This is a genomic window from Nocardioides sp. Root682 (genome assembly GCF_001427795.1).
Classification (GTDB): Bacteria; Actinomycetota; Actinomycetes; order Propionibacteriales; family Nocardioidaceae; genus Nocardioides.
Map to the genome: position 1 here is coordinate 844,111 of NZ_LMHJ01000003.1, position 15,042 is coordinate 859,152.

Sequence of the window (15,042 nt, forward strand, 5' to 3'; positions counted from 1 at the left end):
GGTGGTTCGCGTCCGCTCCGTGGGAGTCCCGATGCAACGCTTGAAGAGAACTCGGAGGGCGGTCGCCGTCCTCGTCGTGGGGGTCGTGGCCGTGCTGGCTGCGTCTCTTGCCGTGGTGCCCGCCGCCAGCGCGGCCAGCCACTCCGGCGTCCTGGTCGTGAGAGGGCCCGGCGGGTCCGCCTACACCGCCGGCCACGTGGTCAGCCTCGCAGGCAAGGAGGGGACGACGATGACCTACACCTTCCAGGTCCGCAACACTGGCGCGACCTTGGCGCAGTACCGGATCAACATCCAGGACTGGACCGGTGCGCAGGCCCAGCTGTACGACGGCACGCTGCTCCTCAAGCCCCTGGCGAGCAGCCCGGACGGCTACTACACCAAGGCCATTCCGCCGGGTGGCAACCAGACCCTGACCCTCAAGATCCCGATCCCGGTCGGGACCGTCGCCTACGAGCACTACTCCAGCGTCCGCCTGTACGGAACCGACGGGTACTTCATCGACGAGGTCTACCTCGTGGCGGAGGAGCCGGCGGTGCTCACCGGAGGCAGCCCCGCTGACCTGTTCCTCAAGAACGGCAGCCAGCTTGCCGTCGGCGGGCCGGGCCGTTCCTACCAGATCGTGACCGCACCGACCATCACCGGCACGGCGGTCGCGACGTTCACGGTGACCCTCCAGAACTCCACCGCCCCGTCGGCGACCATCGGGTTCCAGCTCCAGAACAATGGCGGCTGTGGTCAGGTCGTCACCGTCAAGGACGGCACCCTCGACGTGACTGCCGCCGCTGTTGCGGGCACCTACCTGAGCCCGCCGCTGGCCAAGCTCGGAAAACGAAATCTGACGGTCACGGTCAAGAACCTCGGCGTGTGCAACTACATCCAGCTGACCGCCAGTGCGAAAGAGCCCAATGGCGGTTTCGCGCAGACCTCTGCCCTCGAGGTGAACAGGGCGGCCTGAGCCGAGCGCCCGGGGCGGCCGGATCCTAGGGCTCGACGAGCAGGATCCGGTCGTCCTCGGGGGCGGGCGTACCGCGGCCGTCCTCGTTGCTGGTGGTCAGCCACAGCCGACCGTCGGGCGCCCGGACGATCGTGCGCAGCCGGCCGTAGTCGCCCGCCTTCTCGCCGTCGAAGTACGCCGTCGGGTCACTGACCTGGCCGCCGGCGACCTTGATCCGCCACAGGCGCTCGCCCTGGAGCGCCGCCATCCAGAGGTACCCGCCGGCGTACGCCAGACCGGAGGGGGAGGCGACGTCCGTCTTCCAGGTGAGGTCGGGCTGGGTGAAGCGCTTGGGCCCACCCTTGCCCTCGACCTTCGGCCATCCGTAGTTCGCTCCGGGCAGGATCCGGTTGAGCTCGTCGGCCTTGTCCTTGCCGTACTCCGAGGCCCACAGCGAGCCGTCGGCGTCGAAGGCGAGGCCCTGGACGTTGCGATGGCCCAACGACCACACGGCCGTCTTGAACGGATTGCCGGGTGCCGGTTTGCCGTCGGTCGTGATCCGCAGGATCTTCCCGGCCAGGGACTTCCTGTTCTGCGAGAGTGCTTGCTTGCCGCCCTCGCCCGTCGACACGTAGAGGAAGCCGTCGGGCCCGAAGGCCAGCCGCCCGCCGTCGTGGATGTCGCCGGTGGGGATCCCGGTCAGGATCGGCTCGGGCTCGCTGAGCTTGCCGCCGTCGAGCCGCGCCCGGACGACCCGGTTGTCCTCGGCGGTGCACACGTAGAAGTAGAGGAGCTTGTCGGTCACGAAGGCGGGGGAGACCGCAACGCCGAGCAACCCGGCCTCGCCGCGCGGGTCGGTCTCGGGGATCCGGCCGACCTCGTCCACCTTCCCCTGTTCGGTGGTCGGCTCCTTGCCGACCTCCGGAGCGGTGACGACCAGGACCCGGGCACTGTCGCGCTCGGTCACCACCGCGCGACCGTCCGGCAGGAAGTCGATGCCCCAGGGCGTCGCGAGGCCGGTGGCGATCGTGGCGACCACGTCGGGCACGCCGTCGACGGCGAAGGTGATCTCGCCGCCCTGCACCGTCCCGGTCGGTGCGGCGGTCGCGGTGCCGGACACGTCGATGTCGGTCGTGTTGCCGCCCTGGCCACAGCCGGCCGCGACCAGTCCGACCACGAGGAGGGACGCCGCTGCGCGGGTCTTCACTTCACGCGCTCGAGGAAGTCGAGCAGCAGCTGGTGCACGACGTCGGGCTGCTCGAGCTGCACGAAGTGCGATCCCCTCAGCTCGACGTACTCGCTCTCCTGGCCGCGCTCGGCCAGGCGCTTCGAGGCCGAGGCCATGTCGCGGGCGCCCGCCAGGACGTCGTACGTCGCGGCGACGAACATCGTGGGCACGTCGATCTTGCTCAGCCGCACCCGTGGGTGGCGGGAGGTGCCGATGGCCAGTCGGGCGTACCAGTCGATCGGGGTCGTCATGAACTCCGCGAGGCCGAGCGCAGTGGCCTCGAGGTCGACGCCCGGGAAGATGAACCCGGTGCGGGTGATCAGCTTGACCGTGCGCGGACCCATCGGGATCCGCCGCGCGATCGGGTTGGTCAGCAGGCCGGTGTGCTGGGCGACCCGACAGGCATTCACGGTGATCGCCCGCGCCACGATGCGGGGCAGGTGGAGCGGCGCGAGCATCGTCGAGAAGGTGTCACCGGGCACCCCGCACATCGCGAAGATCCCGCGCACGCGCTCGGGGTGACGGTAGGTGAGCTCGAAGGCGGTGTTGACGCCCATCGACCAGCCCATCAGCACGGCGTTGTCGATGCCGAAGTGGTCCATGACCGACAGGCCGTCCTGCACGAAGTGCTCGATCTCGACGTGCTTGCGATCGAGTGGACGCTCGGAGCCGCCGACACCGCGGTGGTTCCACGAGACGATCCGCACACCGCACTCCGGGTCGAGCAACCACGGCCAGAGGTACGGGTTGGTTCCGAGGCCGTTGCACAGCACCACGGTGGGGCCGTCGATGAGGCCGTCGGGGTCGTTCGTCCAGGCCCGGACGGTCGTGCCGTCGTCGGAGAGGATGTCGCGGAAAGCGATCGACGACGGCCGGACGCGCTGCTCAGGGCTGGGTGCGGGGCTCGACATGCGGTCGATTCTGCCCGAACGAGGGCCCCACGGGGCGCGTCTCAGGCGTGGCGTACGTCAACCTTCTCGGGTACGGCGACCTCGGGGTCGGCGTACCGCTCGGCGAGGAAGCGTTCGACGTCCTCGCGCTCGGCGCGGCGCTGGGTGCAGTCGGTGAGCGCGATCATGGCGTTGCGGCGGGCCCGAAGCTGTGCGGCCACGGGCCACGAACGCACGGCATCGACGGTGCGGAGCAGGGGGAAGAGGGGGGACACGATCGCCTCCGGTGAGCTGGGGGAGGACCCCGACCCTACCGACGCCAAGGTGTTGTGCGGGTCACCCGGAGGTGACATCTGGGTGAATCGGGTGCCGGGTCGCGCGGGTCGCTCCGACGCTCGCCACCACGACGCAGCCGATGGCTGCCCACTGCACGGGCGCGAGGTCCTCGCTCACCACGAGCAGGCCGGCCAGCGCCGCGGCCGCGGGTTCGAGGCTCATCAGGACACCGAAGGTCGCGGCGGGCAGGGTGCGGAGTGCGGCGAGCTCGGCGCTGTAGGGGACCACGGAGCTGAGCAGGCCCACGGCCGCACCGATCAGCAGGACGCGCGTGTCGAGCAGGTCGTCACCATCGACGGTGAGCAGGAGGGGGCTGAGCAGCACCACGGCGACCAGGCTGGCCACGGCGAGGCCGTCGATGCCTTCCCAGCGGCGGCCGGTCGCGGCGCTGGAGAGGATGTAGCCGGCCCAGGCGGCTCCTGCCAGCAGGGCGTAGGCCACCCCGACCGGATCCAGGTGGCCGCGCTCGAAGCCGAGCAGCAGCACCCCTACGGCAGCCAGCCCGACCCAGACCAGGTGACGCGGCCGGCGGAACCCGACGGCTGCGAGCACGAGCGGGCCGATGAACTCGATGGTCACCGCGACACCGATCGGGATGCGCGAGAACGACTGGTAGATCCCCCAGTTCATCGCGCCGAGGCAGGCGCCGTAGCGGGCAGCGACGACCCAGTCGGCGCGCGTGCGCCCAGACAAGCTGGGTCGTGCCCACAGCAGGAGCACGACGGCGCTGGTCGCGAGCCGCAGCCACACCACGCCGTTCGGTTCGAGGTCGTCGAACAGTCTCTTGGCGAAGCCCGCGCCCAGCTGCACCGAGCCGATCCCGAGCAGCACCAGTGCGACCGCCACCCCGAGCGGGGGACGGTGGCTGTGCTGATCGGGGCGCGACCCAGGTCGCTGATCGGGGGAGGGCGTGGGCACGGGCAGACGGTACCGGCGGCACCGGTGACTTTTGTCGGTCCGGTCGGTCAGAGTGAGGAGGGGACCGTCGACCGCGACTTCAATGGAGGAACCAATGACCACGATCCTGATGGTCGGGACGCGCAAGGGCTTGTGGATCGGTACGTCGGAGGACCGGAAGGACTGGTCGTTCACGGGCCCGCACCACGACATGGAGGAGGTCTACTCCGGCCTGGTCGACACGAGGGGCGGCACCCCGCGCCTGTTCTCCGGGGCGTCGTCGAGCTGGCTGGGTCCGCAGCTGCGGTGGACCGACGACCTGGGCGCCACCTGGCAGGAGACCCCGAACGGCGCCATCCGGTTCCCCGAGGGTTCCGGCGCGACGCTCGAGCGGATCTGGCAGATCGTCCCGGGGACCGCGGACGGGGTGCTGCACGCCGGCACCGAGCCAGGTGCCGTCTTCACGTCCACCGACGGGGGCGCGTCCTTCGCTCTCGAGGAGGCCCTGTGGAACCACCCACAACGGCCCGAGTGGGGCGCGGGCTTCGGCGGCCAGGCCTTCCACACCGTGCTCCCGCACCCGACCGATCCCGCGTCCGTCACCGCCGCGATCTCCACCGGTGGCGTCTACCGCACCACCGACGGCGGGGCGTCGTGGAGCCCGCGCAACCAGGGCATCCGCGCGGACTTCCTGCCCGAGGACCAGCGTTACCCCGAGTTCGGGCAGTGCGTCCACAAGGTCACCCGGCACCCGAGCCGCCCCGAGCGCCTCTACGCCCAGAACCACGGCGGCGTCTACCGCTCCGACGACGAGGGCGGGTCGTGGACGTCGATCGGCGACTCGCTGCCCAGCGACTTCGGGTTCCCGATCGTGGTGCACCCGCACCGCCCCGACACGATCTGGGTGTTCCCCCTGGGCGGGGGCGAGCGGCGCTACCCGCCGGACGCCCACGCCCGTGTGTGGCGGTCCGACGACGCGGGTGAGTCCTGGTCGTCGTACGACGACGGGCTGCCCGACGACTTCTACGTCGGCGTGATGCGCGATGCCATGTGCGTGGACAGTCACGATCCGGCGGGCCTCTACTTCGGCGCCCGCAACGGCTCGGTCTGGGCCTCCGCGGACGACGGCGAGTCGTGGAGCGAGATCGCCGCGAACCTGCCGGACGTGATGACGGTCAAGGTGGGCGTGGCCTAGGTTCTGCGCATGCCTGCCTTCTCCCAGACCCACGAGACCACCATCGCGGCACCGCCGGCGACCGTGCACGCCCTGATCGCCGACTTCCACGAGTGGATCAAGTGGTCGCCCTGGGAGGGCCTCGACCCGGAGCTGGGGCGCACCTACGAGGGTGAGGGCGTCGGCGCGCGCTACACGTGGTCCGGGAACAAGAAGGCCGGCGAGGGTGCAATGACCTTCGCCGCCATCACACCGGAGGAGGTCAAGGTCGACCTGCAGTTCCTCAAGCCCTTCAAGGCCGAGAACGACATCACCTTCACCCTGACGCCTGCGGGCGAGGGCACCCGGGTGGCCTGGACGATGAGCGGCAACCGCAACCTCGTCTTCGCCGTGCTGGGCAAGCTGTTCTTCGACAAGGCGATCGGCAAGGACTTCGAGAAGGGCCTGGCGTCGTTGAAGGCGGCGGCCGATAAGGCCTGACAGGACGGCAGCCTGAGATACCCCGCAGGCACGGCGGGGGCGCCGACTAATCTGTGCACATGACCGACGCCCCCGACATCAAGCCCCGTTCGCGCGACGTCACCGACGGCCTGGAGAAGGCCGCCGCCCGTGGCATGCTCCGCGCGGTAGGCATGGGGGACGAGGACTTCGCCAAGCCCCAGATCGGTGTCGCGTCCAGCTGGAACGAGATCACCCCCTGCAACCTGTCGCTCGACCGGCTGGCCAAGGCCGTCAAGAACGGCGTGCACGCGGGTGGCGGCTACCCGCTCGAGTTCGGCACCATCTCGGTGTCCGACGGCATCTCGATGGGCCACGAGGGCATGCACTTCTCGCTCGTCTCGCGAGAGGTGATCGCGGACTCGGTCGAGGTCGTGATGAGTGCCGAGCGCCTCGACGGCTCGGTGCTGCTCGCCGGCTGTGACAAGTCGCTGCCCGGCATGCTGATGGCTGCTGCCCGTCTCGACCTGGCCAGCGTGTTCCTCTACGCCGGCTCGACGATGCCCGGCAGCGTCGACGGCAAGGACGTCACGATCATCGACGCCTTCGAGGCCATCGGGGCGTGCCTGGCCGGCAAGATCACCCGCGAGGAGGTCGACCGCATCGAGCGGGCGATCTGTCCGGGCGAGGGTGCCTGTGGCGGCATGTACACCGCCAACACGATGGCGGCCGTCGGCGAGGCCCTTGGCATGTCACTGCCCGGTTCGGCTGCTCCGCCGGCCGTTGACCGGCGCCGCGACGGCTACGCCCACAAGTCGGGCGAGGCTGTCGTCAACCTGCTCCGCAAGGGCATTACCGCGCGCCAGATCATGACCATGGAGGCGTTCGAGAACGCCATCACGGTCGTCATGGCGCTCGGTGGCTCGACCAACGCGGTCCTCCACCTGCTGGCGATCGCCCGCGAGGCCGAGGTCGACCTGACCCTCGACGACTTCAACCGGATCGGCGACAAGGTGCCGCACCTGGCCGACCTCAAGCCGTTCGGCAAGTACGTCATGAACGACGTCGACAAGATCGGCGGCATCCCCGTCGTGATGAAGGCGCTGCTCGACGCAGGCCTGATGCACGGCGACTGCCTCACGGTGACCGGCAAGACGATGGCCGAGAACCTCGCCGAGATCAACCCGCCGGACCTCGACGACGACGTGATCCACAAGCTGGACCGTCCGATCCACGCCACCGGTGGCCTGACCATCCTCAAGGGCTCACTTGCGCCCGAGGGCGCGGTCGTGAAGACGGCTGGCTTCGACGACTCGGTGTTCCGCGGCACGGCTCGTGTGTTCGACGGAGAGCGCGCTGCCCTCGACGCCCTGGCCGAGGGCAAGATCGTCGCGAACGACGTCGTGGTCATCCGCTACGAAGGCCCGAAGGGTGGACCGGGCATGCGCGAGATGCTCGCGATCACCGGCGCGATCAAGGGCGCCGGCCTCGGCAAGGACGTCCTGCTGATCACCGACGGTCGCTTCTCTGGCGGCACCACCGGGCTCTGCGTGGGCCACATCGCGCCCGAGGCCGTCGACGCCGGACCGATCGCCTTCGTGCGTGACGGCGACCCGATCACGCTCGACGTCCTCAACCGGTCGCTCGAGGTCGAGATCGACGACATCGAGGCCCGCAAGGTCGGTTGGGAGCCGCGTCCGCCGAAGTACACCCGGGGTGTGCTCGGCAAGTACGCCAAGGTCGTGCAGTCGGCCGCCCACGGCGCCGTCACCAGCTGATCGCCCGATGAAGGTCCACGACCAGATCGGCGACCGACTGCGTGCGTTCGTCGCGAAGCAGCAGGTGTTCTTCGTGGCGACCGCGCCGCTGTCCGGCGACGGCCACGTCAACCTGTCGCCGCGGGGCATCGTGGGCACCTTCGGGTTGATCGGTGACCGCACCTTCGCCTGGCTCGACACGACCGGTAGCGGCAGCGAGACCATCGCGCACCTGCGCGAGAACGGCCGGATCACCGTGATGTTCTGCGCCTTCGACGGGCCGCCGAACATCGTGCGCTTCCACGGCCGCGGGCGGGTCGTCTCTCTCTATGACGAGGAGTACGCCGACCTGGCGGCCCGGTTCGAGGACCTGCCCGGCGCCCGCGCCGTCATCGTGGTCGACATCGAGCGGATCTCCGACTCGTGCGGCTACGGCGTCCCACTGATGGAGTACGCCGGCCAACGCGACCTGCTGCAGCCGTACTTCGAGCGCAAGGGCGTCGAGGGCTCCGCGGAGTACCGCCGCCAGAAGAACCGGACCAGCGTCGACGGCCTGCCGGCGTACGACTTCGACCCACTCGCGGAGCAGTAGGCGACCGACGTCGCCAGGAGGCGACCGACATCGCGCACGTGCACGATGTTGGTCGGGTCAGAGCCGCTTGGAGCGACCAAGATCGCGCACGTGCGTGATCACGTTCAGGCGTGCACGGGGAAGTGCGCCCGCCACGCCTCAGACATCCGTCGCGGTACGTCGGGATGGCCGCGCTCGACCAGCAGACGGTGGATCCTGGACAGGGTCTGGTCCGGTCGGGCGTAGATCCCGCGCGCAACGACGACGATGATCCGCCAGCCGTCATCGTCGATCGCCTCCCGACGCTCGAGGTCGGACTCCCACTGGTCGACTCGGTCGACGTGCTGGCGGCCGTCGTACTCAACAACGAGGCGGACCTCCGGCCAGCTGAGGTCGTACTTGCGCCGCGCCATCGTCAGCGGATCGCCCACGGTGAGGTTGACCTGCGGCTCGGGGAGGCCGGCCAGGACGATGAGCATGCGCAGCCTCGTCTCCATCGGCGAGTCCACCCGCGAACGAACGAACGCGAGCGCAGCCCGGGCCTGTGCGGCGCCGGGACCGGATGCGTCGGCACAGTGTCGACGTAGCTCGTCGAGCCCGATCATGCGCCGGACCATGGCGTCGCCGACGACGACCAGATCGACGAGCGGGAGCTTCTGGGCGAGCTCGACGAAGGTCTCGGGGAGGGCGGACACCCGGATCCCGTCGACGACGACCGAGCGCCCGTCGGGGTCGACGTGACACCGGACGCCGGCGCGAGACCGGCGCTCCGCGGCGGTGGGAACGGTGACGTGCTCGTCCGGATCGATCGGCACCGGCAGCCGCCATGCCCGAGCGGCAGTGCTGTGGCTTCCGCGAGCCGCGTCGCCGAACGGAAGGAGCGCCGCCCGGGCGAGCAGAGCCCGGACGAGGATGTGCCAGATCGTCGGACGTCGTGGTTGCTCATCCACAGACCACTAGGGTCGGCAGGGTGCCTGACGTCAACGAGTACGGCCAGCAGGTCGGGGCCGTCGTACCCGACTGGGAGCCGAGGCCGTTCCCCGAGCCCGTCTCCCTGCCGGGCCGTTACGTGTCTGTCGAACCGCTGACCTCGGCGCGGTACGCCGACCTGTTCGCCTCGACCTGCGGCCCCGACGACGGCGCTCTGTGGACCTACCGTCCCGTGCCGCGGCCGACGTCCCTGGCGTCCTTGTGGATGCACCTGGCCGGACTGCTGGAGACTCCCGACTGGGTGACCTACGCGCTGATCCCGCTCGAGGGTCCGGGCGCCGGCAAGGCGGCCGGCATCGCGTCGTACATGCGCATCGAACCGCGCAACGGGCAGGTCGAGATTGCGGGCGTGCTCTTCGGGTCCGCTCTCCAGCGCACCCGCGCCGCGACCGAGTCGATCCACCTGCTGATGAAGCACGCCTTCGACGACCTCGGTTACCGCCGGTTCGAGTGGAAGTGCGACAGCCTGAACGAGCCGTCGCGGCGAGCCGCGCATCGTCTGGGTTTCGTCGAGGAGGGGCGCTTCCGCAACCACATGGTGACCCAGGGCAGGAACCGCGACACCGACTGGTTCTCGGTCATCGACAGTGAGTGGCCGACCGTCCGGGCGGCGCACGAGCAGTGGCTGGACCAGGACAACTTCGATGCCGACGGGCTCCAGCGACGAGCACTTGGAGATTTCTTCGGCGATTGACGTCGAAGCTGTCGAATCCCGGTTCCGTGTTCGTGGAGAGGGTGAGAGGCGGTCACCGGACCGCCACCACCTGAAGGGAAACGGCAATGTCTGCCATCACCACCAGCACGACCAGCACGACCCCCGCCACCACTCTCAGCACGGCCAGCACCGCCCGCACCCGTCGCGTGCCGGTCGGCTTCCACGCCTTCGGCGTCGCGTTCGTCGGCGCCGTCGTCACCGGCGCCTTCGAAGCGCTCACCCGCGCCGTGGGTGTGCCCTACGAGTTCGCGCTCCCCGGCGCCGAGCCGGCCACCATGCCTGTCACCGGGCTGTTCTTCGCAGTCCTCGAATTCGGCGTGGTCGGCGCGATCATGGCTGCCTGCTTCGCACGCTGGGCCCGGCAGCCGCGTTCGACATGGCGCCGCACCACCGTCACGTTGACCGCGATCTCGGTGGTTCCGTCGCTGGTCGCGGCGTCGAACACCTACGCCACCAACGTCGCGCTGGCCGTGAGCCACGTGATCGCGGCCGTCGTGATCATCCCGCTGGTCGCACGGCGCCTGTCCGAGACGAACCCGCGCCGCGCGTGACCGATGTCGGTGCAGGGTGGTGGAGTGGATCCATGGACCAGCGCATCAGCTTCATCACCCTCGCCGTCGCCGACCTGGACGCCACCCGCCGCTTCTACCGCGACGGACTGGGCTGGACGCCGGAGATCGACGTGCCGGGCGAAGTGCTCATGTTCCGCGCCGGCGAACGGCTCGTCCTGTCGCTCTGGGACCGCGCGTCGTGCGAAGCCGAGGTCGGCACCCTGATGAGCGGGCCGGGCATCGCGCCGCTGACGATCTCGCACAACATGCCCACACCAGCAGGGGTCGACGAGGTCCTCGAGGCGGCGAAGGTCGCCGGGGCGCCGCACGTCCAGCCCGGGGTGCAGCGCGACTGGGGCGGCTACAGCGGCTACTTCTCGGACCCCGACGGGTTCCGCTGGGAGGTCGCCTTCAACCCGAGCCCGATCGGCGAGCTGGTGTTGCCGTGAGTGGCTAGCGTTCGATCTGCTGCAGGACCGACCGCGCCTGGGAGCGGGCGCCTGCTGCGTTCGGGTGGGCGGGTACGGCGACGGCGAGGTCGTTGAGCGAGATGACGCCGAGCCCCTCGACGTACCGGGTCAGCGGACCCGTGCAGACGTGGTGACCGGTGCTCAACGGGTGGGTGTCCACCAGCTCCGCACCGCCTCGTCGGGCGGCCTCCGCCAGCATCGCGTTGAGCTTGACGAAGACCGAGTTCAGGTAGGCCATGTCGGTGTTGGTGATCGGCACGATCGGCCAGCAGCCCCGGACGGGGATGGCGTCGAGGTAGTTGACGAGCAGCACCCGGGCCCGGGGTGACCGTCGCTTGATCTCCTTGAGTGCGGCGACCACCTTGTCCTCGGTGGCGGCGACGTTCTCCGCGAGCCGGTCGATGCCGCCGGCCGTGAACCGCTCCTTGCACCCACCCAGCGGCAGGGACGTCTCGTCGATCAGCGGGAGGACGTCGGGGAAGGGCAGCACCGGGGTCGGGATGCTGATCGGCGACGCCGAGATGCAGGAGGTCGCACCGGAGGCCCCCTCTGCGTCGTTGCCGCCGATCCCGACGGTCACGAGGTCGGTGGTCGGGGTCAGGCGGTCGAACTGTGGCGGGTTGGTGCCGCCGAGGGGTAGCCCGGCCTGCGGATGGGCGAAGTGCTCGGTGGTTGCCGAGCCACACGTCGCGTCCCGGAACACCGGGATCGCCAGAGCTCGAGCCACCAGCTTCGGATAGTTCGTGTGCGACTGGAAGCAGTCCACCGGCGCGTGCCGCGCGTCGGGCACGCCGTACCGGTCGAAGAGCACGACGTCGGCCGACCACGAGTCGCCGAGGGCGACGTACTCCTGGTAGCGCGGGGTGACGGCCGCGTGCGCGACCGGCGATGCCCCCGACGTGACGAGCGGGACGGCCGCCAGCCCGAGCAGCAGGGTGAGCAGGGCAGGCAGGGTGGTCCGACGGTGCATGCCGGTCCAACGAGCGAAGGTGACGGCCGTCACACAGGAGGTACGGCGTCCCGGCCGGTCACCCGACGAGAGCGCCCATCTGGCGCACGGCCTCCAGGAGCGGGGCCAGCACGGGTGAGGGGTCGTCCGCGCGGTGCACCGTCGTGAGGTCGCGATGGATGGGCGGGTCGAAGCTGCGCGCCACGACCCCGGGCGCGGGAACGCGGGCCGCCTCCGCGCTGTGCCAGATGCAGGAGGCGAGTCCCGCCGCCACGGCGGCCAGCCAGACGTTGCGCTCATCGGTCTCGACCGCGACCTCGGGCGCCACCCCGCAGCGGTCGAAGAACGCGTCCAGCGCGGCGCGTCGTCTGCTGCCTGCGGTCGGGAGGACGAGCGGGAGACCTGCGAGGTCGCTCACCCGCACGCGGTCCGGCAGCGCGAGTGCGGCGGGGGAGAAGAGCCGTACCTCGGCGCGACCGATGGACACCTGCACCAGGTCGGACTCCACGGCGCTGTCGCAGATCCCGAGGTCGGCGGTCCCGGCAGCGACGAGGTCGACGACCTCTGCGGAGCTGGCGCAGCCGACCAGGCGAGAAGGTACGGCGACACCGTGGCCGCGCAGGGCGGCGAGGATCGGCACCGCGAGCGCCGCCTGCAGCGTCGGCGACGCGGCGATGACCAGCGGGGCGCCTGAACCGGTCGCGCTGGCCACCGACTGCAGTGCGTCGATGCTGGTCAGCACTCCGCGGGCGCGGCGCACGAGCTCGGCACCTTCGGGGCTCAGTGCCACGCCGCGTCCGGACCGCTCGAAGATCGTGATGCCGAGCTCGCGCTCGAGCTGGCGCACCGCGCGGCTCAGGGCCGGTTGCGCCACGAAGACGGCCGCGGCCGCGGCGGTCATGCTCCCGTGGTCGACCGTCGCGACGACGTACCGCAACTGCTGGATGTTCATCGCGTGTCCTCTCTGGCTCATCGGTGCGCTCCATCGGTGCGCTCATGCCGAACGGGTCTTGGACGCCCGACCGTGTCGTCTCCGAATGTAGAACCTGTTCCACTCGGGCACACCCCCATCGAGGAGTAGCAATGCGTTCTGTTCCCGCCATCAGCACCGTCCCCCTCGCCTCGCGCCTCGCAGCCGTCGGCCTGGCCCTCGCTGCGGCGCTCGCCGGCTCGGTCGCGTCCGCGCCGGTGACCGGCGCCGTACCGGCCGAGGCCGTGGCCGCGCCGGCCCTCGCGGGCCTGAAGGTCGTGCTGACCAACGACGACAGTGCCCGCGGTCTCGACGCCGGGTACGGCACCGACGGCAAGGGCCTCTACGAGCTGCGTCGGGCGTTGTGCAACGCCGGTGCGGACGTCCTCGTCGTCGCTCCCTGGGCCCAGCAGAGCGGCGCCGGCGCCCGGATGACGTCGCCGGGCTTCTCGCCGATCGCCATGACGGTCCAGGCGGTCACCCCGCCGGCGGCGTACGCCGGTGACTGCGGTGCTGCTTCGACGGGTGGTGCGGTGTTCGGCGTGTGCGTCGCGGTGGCGCCGTGCACCTCGACGTCGCCGTCGGCATCCCCGGCCGACGCCGTGAACGTCGCGCTCAGCCGGTTCGCTGCCAACTACTGGTCCGACGGTCCCGACGTGGTGCTGTCGGGCACGAACTTCGGGCAGAACGTCGGTCCGACGCTCAACCACTCCGGCACCGTGGGCGCGATCGTCACCGCCCATGAGTACGGCGTCCCCGCGGTCGCCTTCAGTGCCGAGGTGCCGCGGGACCTGGCCCAGATCCCGAACGTGCAGTTCACCGCGACGGCGAGCTTCGCGGTCCGCCTGCTCGGATCCCTGGTCAAGTGGGGCGCCCTCAAGGACGACCTGGTCCTCAACGTCAACCACCCGTTCGTCGGAGCCGGCGAGACCATCGGTCGTGCGGTCAAGACCGACGTCGGGTACGGCAGTGACCTCGGCCTGAGCTTCATCGACGACGTGCCGGCCACGGGCGGCACCTATCGGCTGACCGTGGGGGCGCCGGTGCCGGAGACACGGCGCAACGCCGACACCACCGCGCTGGCCCGCAACGACATCCCGATCACCGCGCTCGACGGTGACTGGGGCCGGTCGATGCCGATCCAGGTCGCCCTGCTCATCGCCTCACTCCGCTGACGCAGCGCCCGTCCGGTGACACGATGGGTCCGTGACCCACGCGTTGCCGGACGGGCAGTCGGATTCCTCGGGCGGCGAGATGCTGGCGGCTGTGGTCGTGGATCTCGGCCGGACGATCACCGACCGGCGTGGCCCGGCCCTGTCGGACGAGCCGGACGCGGTGCACCAGCTCCGCACCTCGATCCGGCGGATGCGCAACCTGCTCGCCGCCTTCGCCAGCTGCTTCGAGCCGGAGCCGGCGGAGAAGTTCGCCGTCGTGCTCGCGGCCTACGGCGGACTGCTGGGGGAGTGCCGCGACCTCGAGGTCCGCGCCGCTGACGCCCTTGCCGTCCTCGCCGACACGGGGCTGGAGGCCGCTCTGCACGGGAGCGTGGTCGCTCCGCTGCTGGCCGACCACGACCGGGCCCATGCCGCGCTCGTCGCCTGGCACGGCGCCGGCGCTGCGCAGAGCCTCGACGCGCTGCTCACCCACTGGTCGGCCGCCCCGCCGCTGACCCGTCGTGCCGATCTCCCGGCTGTCGACGTCGGCGCGAAGGCCGTACGACGCCAGGTCCGACGGGTGCTCGACCGGGCCGACCGGCGGGCAGGCGCGGACGCCGAGAAGATCGAGGAGGCCGTGCACGCCCTGCGCCGCGCGGCCCGGCGCCTGCGGCACACGGCCGACGCCGTCGAAGAAGTCGATGGTCTCGAGGGGGCGGCCCGCGTCGGCGACCTCGGCCAGCGCATCCAGGGCCTGCTGGGCGATCACCGCGACGCGGTGCTGCTGGCCGATCACGTGCGCGGGTGCGCTGCGGACGAGGCCGACCGGACGTCGTACGACCGGGTGATCGGGCGCGCGGAGGCCCTCGCTGACGAGGCGATGGCCGGCCTCCCGCCTGCCTTGTCGGACCTCCGGGCGGTGGCCGTTCCGTGAGATGAGAGTATTGCATCGTGAGACGAGGGGGCACCCTCATTCGACGGTGGATCGGCGACGGCGTACGGTGGGCGCATGCATGAA

At 70.6% G+C, this 15,042-nt stretch carries 17 protein-coding genes; 10 read left to right on the plus strand and 7 right to left on the minus strand.

What is annotated here, in order from left to right; all coding sequences use genetic code 11:
- The first annotated feature begins 40 nt into the window (after positions 1 to 40).
- Positions 41 to 955 (plus strand): hypothetical protein, encoded by a 915-nt coding sequence (locus tag ASD84_RS19340; RefSeq protein WP_156392242.1) that lies wholly within the window; start codon positions 41 to 43, stop codon positions 953 to 955.
- A 25-nt stretch (positions 956 to 980) separates the two neighbouring features.
- On the opposite strand, the gene ASD84_RS19345 is transcribed toward ASD84_RS19340, so the two are convergent.
- The 4 genes from ASD84_RS19345 to ASD84_RS19360 all read right to left on the minus strand — a co-directional run bounded on the left by ASD84_RS19345 (position 981) and on the right by ASD84_RS19360 (position 4,306).
- Positions 981 to 2,141 carry a PQQ-dependent sugar dehydrogenase gene (locus ASD84_RS19345; protein WP_056713941.1) on the minus strand — a complete coding sequence of 387 codons (1,161 nt, stop codon included), beginning with the start codon at positions 2,139 to 2,141 and terminating at the stop codon, positions 981 to 983.
- A complete protein-coding gene (locus tag ASD84_RS19350; protein WP_056713944.1) occupies positions 2,138 to 3,073 on the minus strand; it encodes an alpha/beta fold hydrolase in 936 nt (311 codons plus the stop codon). Before ASD84_RS19350 ends, ASD84_RS19345 begins: the two co-directional genes overlap by 4 nt.
- A 41-nt stretch (positions 3,074 to 3,114) precedes the next feature.
- On the minus strand, positions 3,115 to 3,327 hold the full coding sequence (locus ASD84_RS19355) for a hypothetical protein (protein ID WP_056713947.1): 213 nt from the start codon (positions 3,325 to 3,327) through the stop codon (positions 3,115 to 3,117).
- Between the two features lie 61 nt (positions 3,328 to 3,388).
- Positions 3,389 to 4,306 carry an EamA family transporter gene (locus ASD84_RS19360; RefSeq protein WP_235531222.1) on the minus strand — a complete coding sequence of 306 codons (918 nt, stop codon included), beginning with the start codon at positions 4,304 to 4,306 and terminating at the stop codon, positions 3,389 to 3,391.
- 94 nt (positions 4,307 to 4,400) lie between these two features.
- Between ASD84_RS19360 and ASD84_RS19365 the strand changes: the two genes are divergently transcribed.
- The 4 genes from ASD84_RS19365 to ASD84_RS19380 are packed head-to-tail and all read left to right on the plus strand — an operon-like array spanning position 4,401 to position 8,246.
- On the plus strand, positions 4,401 to 5,480 hold the full coding sequence (locus ASD84_RS19365; RefSeq protein ID WP_056713953.1) for a WD40/YVTN/BNR-like repeat-containing protein: 1,080 nt from the start codon (positions 4,401 to 4,403) through the stop codon (positions 5,478 to 5,480).
- 9 nt (positions 5,481 to 5,489) lie between these two features.
- Positions 5,490 to 5,939 carry an SRPBCC family protein gene (locus ASD84_RS19370; RefSeq protein ID WP_056713956.1) on the plus strand — a complete coding sequence of 150 codons (450 nt, stop codon included), beginning with the start codon at positions 5,490 to 5,492 and terminating at the stop codon, positions 5,937 to 5,939.
- 59 nt (positions 5,940 to 5,998) lie between these two features.
- Entirely contained in the window at positions 5,999 to 7,675 is a 1,677-nt protein-coding gene (gene ilvD, locus ASD84_RS19375; RefSeq protein ID WP_056713959.1) for a dihydroxy-acid dehydratase, read from the plus strand.
- Between the two features lie 7 nt (positions 7,676 to 7,682).
- Positions 7,683 to 8,246 carry a pyridoxamine 5'-phosphate oxidase family protein gene (locus tag ASD84_RS19380; RefSeq protein ID WP_056713962.1) on the plus strand — a complete coding sequence of 188 codons (564 nt, stop codon included), beginning with the start codon at positions 7,683 to 7,685 and terminating at the stop codon, positions 8,244 to 8,246.
- A 104-nt stretch (positions 8,247 to 8,350) separates the two neighbouring features.
- Here ASD84_RS19380 and ASD84_RS19385 read toward each other — a convergent pair whose 3' ends face one another.
- Positions 8,351 to 9,175, minus strand: coding sequence for a DUF559 domain-containing protein (locus tag ASD84_RS19385; protein ID WP_056713965.1), 825 nt, complete (start codon positions 9,173 to 9,175; stop codon positions 8,351 to 8,353).
- Positions 9,176 to 9,195: 20 nt separating this feature from the next.
- On the opposite strand from ASD84_RS19385, the gene ASD84_RS19390 reads away from it, so the two are divergent.
- The 3 genes from ASD84_RS19390 to ASD84_RS19400 all read left to right on the plus strand — a co-directional run bounded on the left by ASD84_RS19390 (position 9,196) and on the right by ASD84_RS19400 (position 10,930).
- Positions 9,196 to 9,909, plus strand: coding sequence for a GNAT family N-acetyltransferase (locus ASD84_RS19390; RefSeq protein ID WP_056713968.1), 714 nt, complete (start codon positions 9,196 to 9,198; stop codon positions 9,907 to 9,909).
- 86 nt (positions 9,910 to 9,995) lie between these two features.
- On the plus strand, positions 9,996 to 10,481 hold the full coding sequence (locus ASD84_RS19395) for a DUF6069 family protein (RefSeq protein WP_056713972.1): 486 nt from the start codon (positions 9,996 to 9,998) through the stop codon (positions 10,479 to 10,481).
- Positions 10,482 to 10,513: 32 nt separating this feature from the next.
- Positions 10,514 to 10,930, plus strand: coding sequence for a VOC family protein (locus tag ASD84_RS19400; protein WP_056713975.1), 417 nt, complete (start codon positions 10,514 to 10,516; stop codon positions 10,928 to 10,930).
- Between the two features lie 4 nt (positions 10,931 to 10,934).
- Here ASD84_RS19400 and ASD84_RS19405 read toward each other — a convergent pair whose 3' ends face one another.
- Both ASD84_RS19405 and ASD84_RS19410 read right to left on the minus strand, forming a co-directional pair.
- Positions 10,935 to 11,921, minus strand: coding sequence for an SGNH/GDSL hydrolase family protein (locus tag ASD84_RS19405; RefSeq protein ID WP_156392241.1), 987 nt, complete (start codon positions 11,919 to 11,921; stop codon positions 10,935 to 10,937).
- A 58-nt stretch (positions 11,922 to 11,979) separates the two neighbouring features.
- Positions 11,980 to 12,873, minus strand: a complete 894-nt coding sequence (locus ASD84_RS19410; RefSeq protein WP_082574101.1) for a LysR family transcriptional regulator — start codon at positions 12,871 to 12,873, stop codon at positions 11,980 to 11,982.
- 110 nt (positions 12,874 to 12,983) lie between these two features.
- Here ASD84_RS19410 and ASD84_RS19415 point away from each other — a divergent pair, with 110 nt between their 5' ends.
- Together ASD84_RS19415 and ASD84_RS19420 are read left to right on the plus strand one after the other, a co-directional pair.
- A complete protein-coding gene (locus tag ASD84_RS19415) occupies positions 12,984 to 14,045 on the plus strand; it encodes a 5'/3'-nucleotidase SurE (RefSeq protein WP_056713984.1) in 1,062 nt (353 codons plus the stop codon).
- A gap of 31 nt (positions 14,046 to 14,076) precedes the next feature.
- Positions 14,077 to 14,958, plus strand: a complete 882-nt coding sequence (locus ASD84_RS19420) for a CHAD domain-containing protein (protein WP_056713986.1) — start codon at positions 14,077 to 14,079, stop codon at positions 14,956 to 14,958.
- Positions 14,959 to 15,042: the final 84 nt, after the last annotated feature.